The sequence below is a fragment of the Streptomyces sp. NPDC008150 genome, from assembly GCF_042956945.1.
Taxonomy (GTDB): Bacteria; Actinomycetota; Actinomycetes; order Streptomycetales; family Streptomycetaceae; genus Streptomyces.
The window spans coordinates 242,240-256,423 of record NZ_JBIBHJ010000001.1; the positions used below are offsets into that span (position 1 = coordinate 242,240).

A 14,184-nucleotide genomic window follows, 5' to 3' on the forward strand; every position below is an offset into this window, starting at 1 on the left:
CGACATCCATGACCACGACCACGTCCGCCGGCCCGGCGCAGTCGGAGGCCCCCGCGGCCGCCCCCGAGGGCGGGGGGCGCAGGCGGTTCAAGATCGGCGCCGGCCAGCAGCTCAAGGGCGGTCCGTTCACCTACTTCGCGCTGATCGTCGTCGGCCTCGGCTCGATCCTGCCGCTGTACTGGACCCTGGTCGCCGCCTCGCACGACCAGCAGCGCGTCCTGGACAACCCGCCGCCGCTGATCCCGGGCGGCAACCTGTTCCACAACATCCAGGCCGCCTGGGAACAGGCCCACCTGGGCAAGGCGATCGTCAACACCGCCATCGTGGCCGGCTGCATCACCGCGGCCACGCTGTTCTTCTGCACCCTGGCCGGCTACGCGTTCGCCAAGATGCGCTTCCGCGGCCGCGGCTTCCTGATGGGCGCGGTCATCGCGACCCTGACGATCCCGCCGCAGCTCAGCGTCGTCCCGCTGTTCATGCTGATGTCCGACATCGGCTGGGGCGGCAAGCTGGAGTCGGTGATCTTCCCGACCCTGGTCGGCGCGTTCGGTGTCTTCTTCATGCGGCAGTACCTCCTGGAGGCCCTGCCCTACGAGCTCATCGAGGCGGCGAAGGTCGACGGGGCGCACAACCTGCGCATCGTCTGGAACGTCGTGCTGCCCGCGGCCCGGCCCGCGATGATGGTGCTCGGCATGCTGACCTTCGTGCAGGCGTGGAACGACTTCTTCTGGCCGTTCCTCTCCCTGAACCAGGACAACCCCACGATCCAGGTGGCACTCGGCCAGCTCAGCGCCTCCTACACCCCCGACCAGAGCATCGTCATGGCCGGTGCGCTGATCAGCACCCTGCCGCTGCTGCTCGTCTTCGTCGTCTTCGGCAAGCAGATCGTCGGCGGCATCATGTCGGGCGCCGTCAAGGGCTGACGCCACGTCAACTTGCGTCACCGAGACGGGAGTTGCGCACACCGTGCCCCGCAGTCCGGTGCCGGGCGCGCACTCGCCCCGCCCGCCGTCCCCCGCGGCTCCGCACAGCTGCCGCGGGGGACGGGCCGCCGGGCCGCCGCCCGCCCGCCAACACCACCGTGCCGTCCGGGTGGCGGGGGACCGCCACCGCGTCCCCCGCCACCCGGACACCCAGCCGTCCCGGCCGTCGGGCCACCGCCCGGCTCCTCCACACGCCACCTTGGGAGTGCTCTCACGATGACCGCCGTACGACCCGAGACCACTGCCCAGCGGGTCTCCGACACCGCCTTCCCGCCCGGGTTCGTCTGGGGCGCCGCCACCGCCGCCTACCAGGTGGAGGGCGCCGCGGCCGCGGACGGCCGCACCCCGTCGATCTGGGACACCTTCAGCCACACCCCCGGCAAGGTCCTCAACGGCGACACCGGCGACATCGCCGCCGACCACTACCACCGCTACCGCGACGACGTGGCCCTGATGAAGGACCTCGGCCTCAAGTCGTACCGCTTCTCGGTCTCCTGGTCGCGGGTGCAGCCCACCGGCCGCGGTCCCGCCGTCCAGCGCGGCCTCGACTTCTACCGCCGGCTCACCGACGAACTGCTGGGCGCCGGCATCACCCCCGTCGCCACCCTCTACCACTGGGACCTGCCCCAGGAGCTGGAGGACTCGGGCGGCTGGCCGCAGCGGGACACGGCGTACCGCTTCGCCGAGTACGCCGACATCATGGGCCGGGCCCTCGGCGACCGGGTCGGCGTGTGGACCACCCTCAACGAGCCCTGGTGCTCGGCGTTCCTCGGCTACGGCTCCGGCGTGCACGCCCCCGGCCGCACCGACCCGGCCGCCGCGCTGCGCGCCGCCCACCACCTCAACCTGGGCCACGGCCTCGCCGTCGGCGCGCTGCGCTCGGTCCTGCCGAACAGCGCGCAGATCTCCCTCACCCTCAACCTGCACCAGGTCAACCCGCTCACCGACGCGCCCGCCGACGTCGAGGCGGCCCGCCGCATCGACGCCGTCGGCAACCGGGTCTTCACCGGCCCCGTCCTGGACGGCGACTACCCCGAGGACCTGCGCGCGGACACCGCGCACATCGTCGACTGGGGCGAGCTCGTCCACGACGGCGACCTGGCCGAGATCTCCCGCCCCATCGACGTCCTCGGCGTCAACTACTACTCGCCGACCGTCGTTTCGCAGGGAGACAAGAGCGCGGACAACGCCCGCAACGACGGCCACGGCGCGAGCGAGCACTCCCCGTGGCCCGGCGCGGAGGACGTCTCCTTCCACCTCGCCAACGACCGTGTGACGGCGATGAACTGGTCGATCGAGCCGCAGGGCCTGTACCGCCTGCTGACCGACCTGGCGGCCTCGCACCCCGAACTCCCGCTCATGGTCACGGAGAACGGCGCGGCCTTCGACGACTACATCTCGCCCGAGGGCGTCGTCAACGACCCGCAGCGCATCGCCTACCTGCACGGCCACCTGGACGCGGTCCGCCGCGCCATCGCCGACGGCGCGGACGTGCGCGGCTACTTCCTGTGGTCGCTGATGGACAACTTCGAGTGGTCCTACGGCTATTCGAAGCGCTTCGGCACGATCTACGTCGACTACTCGACCCAGCGCCGCATCCCGAAGGCGAGCTCGGGCTGGTACGCGGACGTCATCAAGCGGAACGCCCTGCCGGACAGCGAGGACTGACCCCGCACCCACCGAACGCCGAGGGGCACCGCCGTGGCTGGGCGGCGCCCCTCGGTCCTGTCGCCGAGCGGTCACTCGCTGCCGCTCGACCAGACATGTTCGCGCCGGAGGCGGGATCGCCGGGTTCTCCCCCTCCTCTTGGCGGGCACCCGCCGACGGCGCCCTGTCCCCAAGGGGACGGACTCACCCGCCCGGGCCGGCCCGGCGCCCTGGATCGACGCCAACTTCCTTGTGCCGCAGGCCGTTCGGCACGGTCCGCGGCCGGAGTCACGATGGACGACCAAGGCGCGCCCTGAAGTACCGGCGGGCCGTCCCTGCCCGTTCTCGGTGCCCGGGGCATTCTCGGCAGGCCCCGAACTGACGCCCTCGGTAGGCCGGTTCCCGTTCATCCCGGCCTCGACGGCCGTCCGGGTCGCTGAACCGGCCCTCGAACTGCGGTTCAGTCGGCTCTTGTGCCGACCAGGCGCCCTGTTCTGTTCTCGCACATCGCGGCCGACCCGCCGACTACGGGCCCTGTAACCACAGTTGGCGGCACGGTTAGGGCGACATGACCGACTGGCTCCCTTACGTCGATGGCCCCTCGTCGGCCCCCACGACCGACTGCCTTAACGCCTGACGCCCTCGCCCGGACCTCCGGAGGGACCACCCCGCACGGTCGCCGCGACCCGTGCCGAGGGTCACACGGCGTTCTTCCTCGCCCGGGGAGCGGCCGGTCCGGCCGTGCCCGACGAACCGCTCGCCCAGTATGCTTCCTGATCCTCTTGTCATGCCCCCCTACCTGGAGCTCACATGGCTACCCCTCGGCCGCCCGCGGCAACGCCGATCCTCACCGTCGTTGCCGTCGGCGCGCTCCTCGTCGGCTGCTCGGCCTCGGTACAGGTCGGAACGTCCACGCCGAAATTGTCAGCGGAGAAATTGGCCGCCCAGGTCGCCGAGAAGTTGGCCAGGACAACCGGGCAGCCGAAGCCGGACGTCAGCTGCCCCGAGGATCTCAGGGGCAAGGTCGGGACGACCACACGGTGCAAGCTCACGGCTGACGACGGCAGCACTCTGGGAGTGACGATCAAGGTGACGTCGGTCGACAAGAACACCATCAACTACGACTACCGTGCGGACGACTCGGCTTCGCCGGCTCCGAGCTGAAATCTCGTACGGCGAGGGCGAGTTGCGCGCGAGGGACCGAGTCCTGGTGAAGGCATGGACCTCAGCGCCGCGGTGGCGCAGATTCGCGTCGTAGCGGGCGGGACCCCTGTGGTGAAAAGCTATGGTGCGACCTGATCGAGCAGCCGTTGTTCATTCGTCGGCCCGAACGGGGTGCTGCGCAGGCCCGCGCCGTGGAACGGCGCGGAGGGGACGGGAGGGCAAGTGACGGAACGGTCCGTCGGGACGCGGCTCGACCAACTGCCGGGTGACGTCACGGACTCCACCGGTTCACCGGGGTTCGGCAGTCAACCCGATCTGGCCTCCTCGCCCGCCGAGAAAAAGGCTGCGGCGAAGGCCATTGAGGATCACATCGAGCCCGACACCCGTGCGGCGGGTGACTGGGCGAACGCACCGACGTGCGGAGCCGTCACGGAGTTCCGCGACGGATGGGTCACATCGGGTGCGCTGAAAAGGGCGCACGCCGCGTGGGACGAGCAGGTCAGGACGTTGATGAATCGGCTCTCGTCGGACAAGGCGGCTCTGCGGGCGGCGAACAACGTGTTCCACAGCACGGACACCGAGGTGGGAGCCAACTCACGGTCGGTGTCGGTGATCGACGGGTACTGAGCGGGGCGCTTCGGCGGACTGCCCGGGTTCGCGGGCCGGCCCGCCGCGTCGAGAGCAACGGGGATTCCATGCCGACCTACGCCGAGATCATGACGACCGAGCTGTCTGCCCTCACCACGGCGGCGGACAGTTGGGATGCCATGGCGAAGAAGTTCCACACCCAGGAGACGGCGTACAAGCGGGATGTCTTCCACATCTCCATGGGGCGAGGCTGGTCGGGGCTGAGCGCGGACGCCGCGAACAGGCGGTTCGCCATCACACTCAACGAGTACAAGAACGCTCAGATCGAAGCCAAGTCCGTCGCCTCGCTGCTGCGGGACGCGCACGCGCAGTTCACGAATCTGCGCGGGAACCTGAAGTCGGCCAGGCAGGACGCCGTCGCGGCCGGGATGGCGGTGTCCGAAGAGGGAGTGGTGTCCTACGACACCACGAAGCTGAGCGACGGCGAGCGCAATGCCCTGCACCACGACCCGGATTACCAGCGGTCCGTGAGCAAGGCCGTCACTTCCTGGCAACTGCATCTCGACCGGTTTGTGCAGGAGATCGGCCACGCCGACGCCGGTCTCAAGACGGCTCTCGGGCGGGTAGTGCTCGACGGCACTCCCGACGACGGCACCCTCGACGGCTTCAACGGCCGGGCCAGAGGCGACGTGAAGAGCTATGAGGTCGAGGCGGCCAAAGAGGCCATGGCGAGGGCCAAGGAGAAAAAGGGGGGCTGGCAGTCCGAGATCGAGGTGTCCGGTCCCGGTGCCGGAGCGTCGGCCACGGGGCCCGACTGGTCCGAGGGCTCACTGGGCGAGGCGGAAGCGCACGCGGACCTCGGCAGCGCGGGCGCGAAGGGCGAACTGGCCAATGGGCCGATGGAACTGGAAGGTGGAGCCGAGGCATACGCGGGGGTCAAGGGTTCCATCAGCGGCAGCGTCGGCCAAGACGGACTGAGCAGTGAGTCCAGCGCGCTCGCGGGCGGCGAGAGCTCGGCCGAAGGGAGCGCCTATGCCGGACCGTTCGGCGTCACCGGCAAGACCGAGGCACTCGCCGGCCTCTCGGCCGCTGCCGGTGCCGAGGCCGGCACCGACGGGATGAGCGCGAGCGCGGAGGCTTTCGCGGGCGCGAAGGGTTCCGTGTCCGGAGAAGCGGATCTCGGTGGCCTGGAGGCCGGGGTCATGGCCGACGGCTACGCGGGCCCCGGCGCGGAGGCGACCCTGGGAGTCAGCAAGGATGAGAGCGGCACTTGGAGGCTTTCGACCAAGGTCGGCGCGTCTCCCGGCCTCGGTGGCGGTGTGGGCTTTGACCTCGGTGTCAATCCGGGAAAGGTGATCAAAACCGTCGGAGATGCGGCGAGTGCCGTCGGAGACGTCATCGGCGGCATCTTCTGAGAGCATTTCCGCCGCCGCAATGCCCGGACGCCGCAGTGAAGGAGACCCGCGATGACAGCGACCATGCCCTTGCCGATCACGTTTCGGCTCCCGGACGGTTGGCGTGCTGTGCCCCCTGATCGGGGTGGCGCACCGGGTTCGGCGTTCCTTGCCCTTCATCCGGAGCCGGATGCCGGATTCGCCGCGAACATCACTGTTGACGGCGCCCGTCGGTCGGACGCGGCGACACTGCCGGAGATCGCCGACGGATCCGTTGCCCGTCTGCGCGGGGCCGGTACGGCGGTCGAGGTCGTAGTACGGCGCGAGGTCGGTTCCGCGGAGGCGCCGGGCCTCACGCAGACCCTCACCGTCTCGGGTGTCGTCGGCGGCGTGCCCCGTGACCTCGTCCAGTCGCAGGTGTACCTGGCGATGCCGGACGACTCCGATCCGAGTGAATGGGCGCTGATCCGTCTGGTGTTGACCGCCACCTCGACGCAACACCCCGTGGTCCTGCCCGACTTCCAGGAGTTCGTGCGTACCGTCCGTCCGGACACGGCGGCGGGGGCGTGACATCAGACGTCACGTCCGTGGCGGTTCCTGTACGACCGATCCGACCCGCGGAGGCTGGGACATGGGATTCTTCGACAAGCTGAACGGTACGAGGCGCCCCGCAGCGGGCGTTGCGGCGGTCCCGGCGGCGCGGATGCGGGAGGCGCTGCTCGGCGTCAACCGCTCTGACGCGCCGTACGTCGTTCGCGACGCTCCCGCGGACGACACCGCCGACCTGGTGGCGGAGTGGCGGATGACGGAACCTCGCTGGCACGCGCTCTTCCTCGACTCCCAGATGTCCCGCGCGGTGAGGATCCGCATGCGCCTGGTCGCCGAGAGCCACGAGGTCCGCGTCGTCGAGGAGCAGCGGGAGGTAAGGCGCGTCGGGAATCCGCCGAGGATGGTGGTGTCGTCCGAGGTCACGCGCGGGCCGAGCCGGACCGTGACCCGTTACTACTCGGTCGGTGGCGGCACGGCGACGCAGGTTTTCCGCTACGACAGCTCGGAGCTGCGCGACCCTCTGCGGAACATCGTCCTCGGGGCGGGCTGGACCTGGCGCGGCGTGCTCGTCGGCAAGCCCTGAGCGCTGGGCGCGCGGGCACGAAGAAGCCCCCCGAACAGTGTTTCCACTGTTCGGGGGGCTTCCCCTTCGAGGGTGAGTGACGGGACTTGAACCCGCGACTTCCTGGACCACAACCAGGTGCTCTACCAGCTGAGCTACACCCACCACGTCCGGCGGTTTCGACGTTTCCGCTTCTCCGACCGGCCGAGAAAAAGTGTACAGGGTCCGGAGGGGTGCTCGCGCCCGCCTTTCGCGGTGGGTGGTGCGGCACCCTCGCGGGCGGCTTCCGGGGGGCTACTGCGCGGGCAGGACGTACTTCGCGGCGATCGCCTTCGCGGTGTCCGAGTCGGGGCCCGGCTGCGGCACGAAGACGGCCTCGCGGTAGTAGCGCAGCTCGGCGATCGACTCGCGGATGTCGGCGAGCGCGCGGTGGTTGCCGTTCTTGTCCGGGCTGTTGAAGTACGCGCGCGGGTACCAGCGGCGGGCCAGTTCCTTGACGGAGGAGACGTCCACGATCCGGTAGTGGAGGTGGCCCTCCAGCGCCGGCATGTCGCGCAGCAGGAAGCCGCGGTCGGTGCCCACGGAGTTGCCGCACAGGGGGGCCTTTCCGGCCTCCTTGACGTGTTCCCGTACATAGGCGAGGACCTGGGCCTCGGCGTCGGCGAGGGTCGTGCCGCCGGGCAGCTCGTCGAGCAGGCCGGAGGACGTGTGCATCTTGCGCACCACGTCGGGCATCGTCTCCAGCGCCGCGTCCGGCGGGCGGATGACGATGTCCACTCCCTCCCCGAGCACGTTCAGCTCGGAGTCGGTGACGAGGGCGGCCACCTCGATGAGAGCGTCGTCGGACAGCGAGAGGCCGGTCATCTCGCAGTCGATCCACACCATGCGATCGTTCATGCGTCTCACCTTACGGCGCGCGTCCGTGAGCCGGACCGGCCGTGCGTGACCTTGTGCCTCCCCGCGCGCCCCGCGCACGTACCGGGCCCGCGGGGGAGAGGTGCGTCCCCGCGGGCCCGGTACCTGCGCGTATCCGTGATCACGTGGCGTTCTGGAGCCCCTGGAGGCGGCCCGTCGCCAGGTACGGGTCCCGGCCGTGGTCCGCTCCGGGGCCGGCCGCCGCGCCCTCGCGGGCAGCGTGCCCGGAGGACCCCACCGCACTCGCGGCGGCCCGCCGGCTCTGGTGCGGAACCGGACCGTCCGACGGCAGCCCGCTCGGTGCGCCGAGCGGTGCGCCCAGCCCGCCGTCACCGTCGCCGGGCCGTTCGGCCTGCGGCCTGCGGGCCCGGTACGCGGCCCGGTAGGCGGCGGGCGACGAGCCGAGCTGGCGGCGGAAGTGACCGCGCAGCGCCACCGGCGAACGGAACCCGCAGCGCCCCGCGACCTCGTCGACCGAGTAGTCGGACGTCTCCAGCAGCCGCTGCGCCTGGAGCACCCGCTGGGTGATCAGCCACTGCAACGGCGCGCTGCCGGTCAGCGAGCGGAACCGCCGGTCGAAGGTGCGCCGGCTCATGTACGCGCGTGCCGCGAGCGTCTCCACGTCGAACTGCTCGTGCAGGTGCTCCAGGGCCCAGGCGACGACCTCGGCGAGCGGGTCGGCGCCGATCTCCTCCGGTAAAGACCGGTCGAGGTAGCGCTCCTGGCCGCCGCTGCGGCGGGGCGGGACCACGAGCCGCCGGGCCAGCGCGCCCGCCGCCTCGTTGCCGTGGTCCGTCCGCACGATGTGCAGGCACAGGTCGATCCCGGCGGCGGTGCCCGCCGAGGTCAGTACGTCGCCGTCGTCCACGAAGAGTTCGCGCGGGTCCACGTGGACGGACGGGTAGCGCTTGGCCAGCGTCGGCGCGTACATCCAGTGGGTCGTCGCGGGCCGCCCGTCGAGCAGCCCGGCGGCGGCGAGGACGAACGCGCCGGTGCACAGGCCGACGATGCGGGCGCCCTCCTCGTGCGCGCGGCGCAGCGCGTCGAGGGCCTCCACCGGTGGCGGCGAGGTGATGGACCGCCAGGCCGGCACGACGACCGTGCCGGCCCGGGAGATCGCCTCCAGGCCCTGGGGCGCGGTGAGTTCAAGACCCCCCGTGGTCCGCAGCGGACCCTCTTCTCCCGCGCAGACCAGCAGTCGGTAGCGGGGCACGCCGGCGTCCTGCCGGTCGATGCCGAACACCGACAGCGGTATGGAACTCTCGAAGATGGGACCGCCGCTGAACAGCAGCACCGCGACGATCTCCTTGCGGCGTCGCCCGGAGAGTTTCCGGGCTGCGGCTTCCGGCGCGGCAGTGGAGTCGTGGCTCATCCTGCTAAGCCCCCCTCGGTGGTCGCGGCTCCTCGGCTGTGTCGCTCCTGCACGTTTCCCCTCGGTCCTGCACGGGTCCCCCGCCGTAAGACAGTCAAGATCGAATCTACTGTGTCCGGCCGTGCCCGGGTGGCCAGTTCAGCACGCGGCATATTGTCGACATGGCAACTTGGCGTGAAGCATTCGATCACGAAGCGTTGCACTCGCGGGCCGTGCAGGGAAGTACGCCTCGTGGCAGTGGCCAATCCCCACAGGGTGCCTGAGCTCCCCGGGAGGCATTCGGTGCAGGTGGAACGGTGTGCGGGGGGTGGTTCGGCCAAGGAATCCCCGGTGCCCGGAAGTTGGCTGAAAAGAGGCGGACGGGGGTGCGGAAACCGGTCAGTCGACCGGGCCGTCGGACGGACTCTCGGCCGGTCCGTAAGGGCTCGCGTGACGGCTGCCGCGGTGGGTTCCCGAACCGGTCTTCCGCTGCCGTCCGCGATGGGGCGCCCGCTCCTCGGCGCGCAGCCGTTCCGCGCCCCGCTCGGACTGCCGCAGCAGCACCCGGCAGACGGCGGTGACCGCCGCGAGGCCGAACGCCGTGCCGGTGGCGCCGGCGAGGGAGGCACCGTATCCGACGAGCACCACGGGGACGAGGAAGCAGCTGAAGACGGCCCAGCGGACCACGTCGCCCGCGGTGTCCGGCGGTGCCGCGGCGGGCGGGCGGCCTTCCGGCGGGCCCGCCTCGGGCCGGTGCGGCGCCGAGGGGTGTGCCGGGTCCGGGTGCGCCCCGGGGCGGTGGGCCTCGCGCGCGTGCGCCTCGGAGGGCGGGGTCTCCCGGGCCGGCGTCCGCCGGAGGACCTCGGGGGCGGGTGTGACGGGCATGGCGTGCTCCCTGTGGCAGTGGGCTTCCGTGCTCCCGGGTTCAACGCCTGTTCGATCATGCGGTCACTGCCGGGGGTACCCGAACGGACCGGTGGCGGCCTCCCGCAGGCCCGCGCACCCCTGTACGCCCGGCTGTTCGCCCGGCGTAAGGGAACCCTGTGCAAACCGCCTGCAACGGGCATGGGCCATTGCGTTACGGGCGCGCCTCGTGCATGCTCCGGTGAACCGCCACGGAGCGTGCACGGGAACTGGGCGAAGGAGGCGTGCCGCCGTACCCTTGGGGGTATGGGGTTGGGAAGATGATTCCCGGACACAGCTCCGCACGGCACTTGCGTCATCTGTCGTCCCCACCACGAGGATCACAACGCCGAGACACCCATGGCCGGTCACGAATTCTTCGAACCTGCGGACCGCAAGCGGCCGATCGCCGATCCCACGGCGGCCGAGCCTCTCGCGGCGGATGAGCTGCGCTCTCCGTGCGATCCCGCCTTCAAGCACGGCGTCGTCGTCGGTTTCGACGGCTCCACGTCCAGTGAGCGCGCCTTGGCGTACGCGATCGGCATCGCTCACCGCGCCCGTTCGGGCCTGATCATCGTCCATGTCGCCAACAGGCTCCCCACCACGGTGTGGGCGGGCTGCGAGCCGCCGGTCTTCGTCGACGTGCAGGACCACCGCACAGAAGTGCTGGGTCTCGAACTGGCCTGTGCGGAGTACCTGGCCGAGGTGCCCTGGATCCTCGTCGAGCGGGGCGGCGACATCTGCCACGAGCTCGAAGAGGTCGGCCACGAGTACGAGGCGGACGCGATCGTCGTCGGTTCCACCCACGGGGTCGTGGGGCGGATCTTCGGCTCGGTCGCCGGCCGGCTCGCCAAGCGGGCCCGGCGGCCCGTCATCGTCATCCCGTAGCGCCGCGCGGGACCTGTTTCGTACGTGAGGGGTGCTCCCGCCCGGGAGCACCCCTCACGCGTGCGCGCGGCGGGACCTGTTGTCCGCCCGTCGCGCCAACGTGCCGCCGCAGCGCTTCGGTTGACGGACCGTCACGTCAACCTACTCGTGCGTAGAGGGTGTTTGTGCCCTTGTGAAGGGCATATACCGGACGCCGGTCCCACCACGCGACCGGACACCGCCGCAGCACAACTGCGCATCGCACGAAGGGAGCCCGCTGTGGACAACGACGTCTCCGCGGGAAGCACGGCAAGCACGATCACGGCCGCCGGCCGACTCACCCTCGCTCTCACCCTGCTGGCCTTCGGCCTCGGGTACACCGGTGTCGTCGACGGCCTCACGCCGGCCGACGCCGTCCCGCTCGCCCATTACGTGGGCGGAGTCGCCCTGTTCGCGGTCGGCCTGCTGGCGTTCCGCGACCGCGACACCGCCGCCGGTACGGCGTACACCGTGATCGGCGCCCTCTGGTTCACCTGGGCCGTGTCGGCCGGGGCGGCCGTCTCGGACAACGCGGCGGGGCTGTTCCTGCTCCTGTTCGCGCTCGTCGCGCTCACCCTGACGGTCACCGGCGGCGACCTGCTCGGCCAGGGCACCTACGGGCTGCTCTTCCTGGCGTTCCTGCTGCTGGCGCTCGGCCGCTTCGCGGACAGCGGCACGCTCGCGAAGACCGGCGGCTGGGTGGCCGTCGCCTCCGGCGCGGTGGCCTGGTACGCCGCGACGGCGGCCCTCGCGCACTGGCCCACCACGGCCCCACGACGTGCTGCCCGCCGGCGGGTGACGGCCACCGGCTGAGGCAGCCGCGGCCGGGGACGGACGGCCCGCGCCACCGGCACGCACCGGACGCGGACCCGAGGGCGGCCCCGGCCTTCGAAGAGCGACCCCCCGTGCTGGTGGCGCACGGGGGGTCGCTCGCGTTCGGGGGCGGGCTCAACCGGGGCCTTGCACAAGCCCGTTGACCCACTTCGGTGAGAGTCCGTCAGGACTACTCCACCGTCACCGACTTGGCCAGGTTGCGCGGCTTGTCGATGTCGCGGCCCAGGGCCAACGCCGTGTGGTACGCGAGGAGTTGGAGCGGGATGCCCATGAGGATGGGGTCCAGTTCGTCCTCGTTCTTCGGGACCACGATCGTGCGGTCCGCCTTCTCCTGCTCGCGGTGCGCCACGGCGAGGATCGGGCCGCTGCGGGCCTTGATCTCCTCCAGGGCGGCGCGGTTCTTCTCCAGCAGGTCGTCGTCCGGCACGATCGCGACCGTCGGCAGGGCCGGCTCGATCAGGGCCAGCGGGCCGTGCTTCAGCTCGGACGCCGGGTAGGCCTCGGCGTGGATGTACGAGACCTCCTTGAGCTTCAGCGACGCCTCGCGGGCCACCGGGTAGCCGCGCACGCGGCCGATGAACAGCATCGAGCGGGCCTGGGCGTACTGCTCGGCCAGCTTCTTGATGTCGTCCTCCTGCTCCAGGATCTCGGTGATCTGGCCGGGCAGCCGGCGCAGGCCCTCGATGATCCGCTTGCCGTCGCGCACCGACAGGTCGCGGGTGCGGCCCAGGTGCAGTGCCAGCAGGGCGAAGGCGACCGTGGTGTTGGTGAAGCACTTGGTGGACACGACGCAGACCTCGGGCCCCGCGTGCACGTACATGCCGCCGTCGGCCTCGCGGGCGATCGCCGAGCCGACGACGTTGACGATGCCCAGCACCCGGGCGCCCTTGCGCTTCAGTTCCTGCACCGCGGCGAGCACGTCGTAGGTCTCGCCGGACTGGGACACCGCCACGTACAGCGTGTCGGGGTCGACGACCGCGTTGCGGTAGCGGAACTCGGAGGCGGGCTCGGCGTCCGCGGGGATGCGGGCCAGCTCTTCTATCATCTGGGCGCCGATCATGCCCGCGTGGTACGAGGTGCCGCAGCCGAGGATCTTCACGCGGCGCACCGCGCGCGCGTCCCGGGCGTCGAGGTTCAGGCCGCCGAGGTGCACGGTGGAGAACCGGTCGTCGATGCGCCCGCGCAGCACCCGGTCCACGGCCTCGGCCTGCTCGTGGATCTCCTTGTGCATGTACGTGTCGTGGCCGCCCATGTCGTACGACTCGGCCTCCCACTCCACGGTGGTCGGCTCGGACGTGGTGCGGGTGCCCTCGGTGGTGTAGGTGCGGAAGTCGTCGGCCTTCAGGGTGGCCATCTCGCCGTCGTCGAGGGTGACGATCTGGCGGGTGTGGGTGACCAGCGCGGCCACGTCGGAGGCGACGAACATCTCCTTCTCGCCGATGCCCAGCACCACCGGGGAGCCGTTGCGGGCGACGACGATGCGGTCGGGGAAGTCGGCGTGCAGGACGGCGATGCCGTACGTGCCCTCGACCGAGCGCAGGGCGTCGCGGACCTTCTCCTCCAGCGTCTCGGCGGGGGAGCGGCCGACGAGGTGGGTCAGCACCTCGGTGTCGGTCTCGCTGAGGAAGACGACGCCCTCGGCCTCCAGCTTGCGGCGCAGGTCGCCCGCGTTGTCGATGATGCCGTTGTGGACGACGGCGACCTTGCCCTCGCCGTCCAGGTGCGGGTGGGCGTTCAGGTCGGAGGGGGCGCCGTGGGTGGCCCAACGGGTGTGCGCGATACCGGTGGTGCCCTTGAAGCGGGCGGGGACCTTGGCCTCCAGGTCACGGACGCGGCCCTTGGCCTTGACCGTCTTCAGCGCGGTCGCCTTCGGGGACGTCACGGCGATGCCGGCGGAGTCGTACCCCCGGTACTCCAGTCGCTGGAGACCCTCCAGGAGCAGGGGGGCGACGTCGCGCCTGCCCACGTATCCGACGATTCCGCACATGTGTGTCCCCTTGTTCCCGGCTCGGGTCTGGTGGTGGTGCTCGCGAGGTCCGCGGTGCCGACGGGCGCTCGGCCGTGTCAGCCGTAGACGATGCGCCGCAGCTGACGCAGCGACAGCTCCGGCGGTGTCACCGCGCGGTGCTTCAGTTCCCCCTCGACCTGTTCGAAGATCGTCGCGTTCACCAGCCCCCTGGCCTGCAGTTCCCGGTGGCGGCGGCGGACGTACTCCTCGGTGGTCTCGTCGAAGTAGGCGAGCACCTCCTGGATCACGCGCTGCGCCTCGCCCCGGCTCAGGGGTGAGGATTGCGTCAGATGATCGACCAGTTCGTCGTGCACTCGGTCGATCCTGGAGTACCCCGGGTGTTTTGGCAAGAAATCTGCCCGATATCGGGCAAGATGCTG

14 protein-coding genes and 1 tRNA gene are annotated in these 14,184 nt (G+C 70.9%); 9 read left to right on the forward strand and 6 right to left on the reverse strand.

Going from position 1 to position 14,184, the window contains the following annotated elements; all coding sequences use genetic code 11:
• The first annotated feature begins 8 nt into the window (after positions 1-8).
• The 7 genes from ACFZA0_RS01035 to ACFZA0_RS01065 all read left to right on the forward strand — a co-directional run bounded on the left by ACFZA0_RS01035 (position 9) and on the right by ACFZA0_RS01065 (position 6,908).
• Positions 9-923 carry an ABC transporter permease subunit gene (locus ACFZA0_RS01035; protein ID WP_391009187.1) on the forward strand — a complete coding sequence of 305 codons (915 nt, stop codon included), beginning with the start codon at positions 9-11 and terminating at the stop codon, positions 921-923.
• Between the two features lie 276 nt (positions 924-1,199).
• A complete protein-coding gene (locus tag ACFZA0_RS01040; RefSeq protein ID WP_391009190.1) occupies positions 1,200-2,651 on the forward strand; it encodes a GH1 family beta-glucosidase in 1,452 nt (483 codons plus the stop codon).
• A 789-nt stretch (positions 2,652-3,440) separates the two neighbouring features.
• Positions 3,441-3,794: a DUF4333 domain-containing protein gene (locus ACFZA0_RS01045; RefSeq protein ID WP_391009193.1), complete on the forward strand. Its 354-nt coding sequence runs from the start codon at positions 3,441-3,443 to the stop codon at positions 3,792-3,794.
• 222 nt (positions 3,795-4,016) lie between these two features.
• Positions 4,017-4,421 carry a hypothetical protein gene (locus ACFZA0_RS01050; RefSeq protein ID WP_391009196.1) on the forward strand — a complete coding sequence of 135 codons (405 nt, stop codon included), beginning with the start codon at positions 4,017-4,019 and terminating at the stop codon, positions 4,419-4,421.
• A gap of 68 nt (positions 4,422-4,489) precedes the next feature.
• Positions 4,490-5,797 carry a hypothetical protein gene (locus ACFZA0_RS01055; RefSeq protein WP_391009199.1) on the forward strand — a complete coding sequence of 436 codons (1,308 nt, stop codon included), beginning with the start codon at positions 4,490-4,492 and terminating at the stop codon, positions 5,795-5,797.
• Positions 5,798-5,905: 108 nt separating this feature from the next.
• A complete protein-coding gene (locus ACFZA0_RS01060; protein WP_391009202.1) occupies positions 5,906-6,346 on the forward strand; it encodes a hypothetical protein in 441 nt (146 codons plus the stop codon).
• Positions 6,347-6,407: 61 nt separating this feature from the next.
• Positions 6,408-6,908 carry a hypothetical protein gene (locus ACFZA0_RS01065; RefSeq protein ID WP_391009205.1) on the forward strand — a complete coding sequence of 167 codons (501 nt, stop codon included), beginning with the start codon at positions 6,408-6,410 and terminating at the stop codon, positions 6,906-6,908.
• 71 nt (positions 6,909-6,979) lie between these two features.
• Here the strand turns inward: ACFZA0_RS01065 and ACFZA0_RS01070 are convergent.
• The 4 genes from ACFZA0_RS01070 to ACFZA0_RS01085 all read right to left on the reverse strand — a co-directional run bounded on the left by ACFZA0_RS01070 (position 6,980) and on the right by ACFZA0_RS01085 (position 9,840).
• Positions 6,980-7,052, reverse strand: a tRNA-His gene (locus ACFZA0_RS01070).
• Between the two features lie 129 nt (positions 7,053-7,181).
• A complete protein-coding gene (orn, locus tag ACFZA0_RS01075; protein WP_391009208.1) occupies positions 7,182-7,784 on the reverse strand; it encodes an oligoribonuclease in 603 nt (200 codons plus the stop codon).
• A gap of 139 nt (positions 7,785-7,923) precedes the next feature.
• A complete protein-coding gene (locus tag ACFZA0_RS01080; RefSeq protein WP_391009211.1) occupies positions 7,924-9,174 on the reverse strand; it encodes a helix-turn-helix domain-containing protein in 1,251 nt (416 codons plus the stop codon).
• 378 nt (positions 9,175-9,552) lie between these two features.
• On the reverse strand, positions 9,553-9,840 hold the full coding sequence (locus ACFZA0_RS01085) for a hypothetical protein (RefSeq protein WP_391011754.1): 288 nt from the start codon (positions 9,838-9,840) through the stop codon (positions 9,553-9,555).
• A gap of 576 nt (positions 9,841-10,416) precedes the next feature.
• On the opposite strand from ACFZA0_RS01085, the gene ACFZA0_RS01090 reads away from it, so the two are divergent.
• Complete coding sequence (locus ACFZA0_RS01090; RefSeq protein ID WP_391009214.1) at positions 10,417-10,944, forward strand: universal stress protein; 528 nt, start codon at positions 10,417-10,419, stop codon at positions 10,942-10,944.
• Between the two features lie 258 nt (positions 10,945-11,202).
• On the forward strand, positions 11,203-11,775 hold the full coding sequence (locus ACFZA0_RS01095) for a GPR1/FUN34/YaaH family transporter (RefSeq protein ID WP_391009217.1): 573 nt from the start codon (positions 11,203-11,205) through the stop codon (positions 11,773-11,775).
• Positions 11,776-11,965: 190 nt separating this feature from the next.
• Here the strand turns inward: ACFZA0_RS01095 and glmS are convergent, their stop codons facing one another.
• Positions 11,966-13,783 carry a glutamine--fructose-6-phosphate transaminase (isomerizing) gene (glmS, locus tag ACFZA0_RS01100; RefSeq protein ID WP_391009220.1) on the reverse strand — a complete coding sequence of 606 codons (1,818 nt, stop codon included), beginning with the start codon at positions 13,781-13,783 and terminating at the stop codon, positions 11,966-11,968.
• 77 nt (positions 13,784-13,860) lie between these two features.
• Positions 13,861-14,118 (reverse strand): hypothetical protein, encoded by a 258-nt coding sequence (locus tag ACFZA0_RS01105; RefSeq protein WP_391009223.1) that lies wholly within the window; start codon positions 14,116-14,118, stop codon positions 13,861-13,863.
• Positions 14,119-14,184 lie beyond the last annotated feature (66 nt).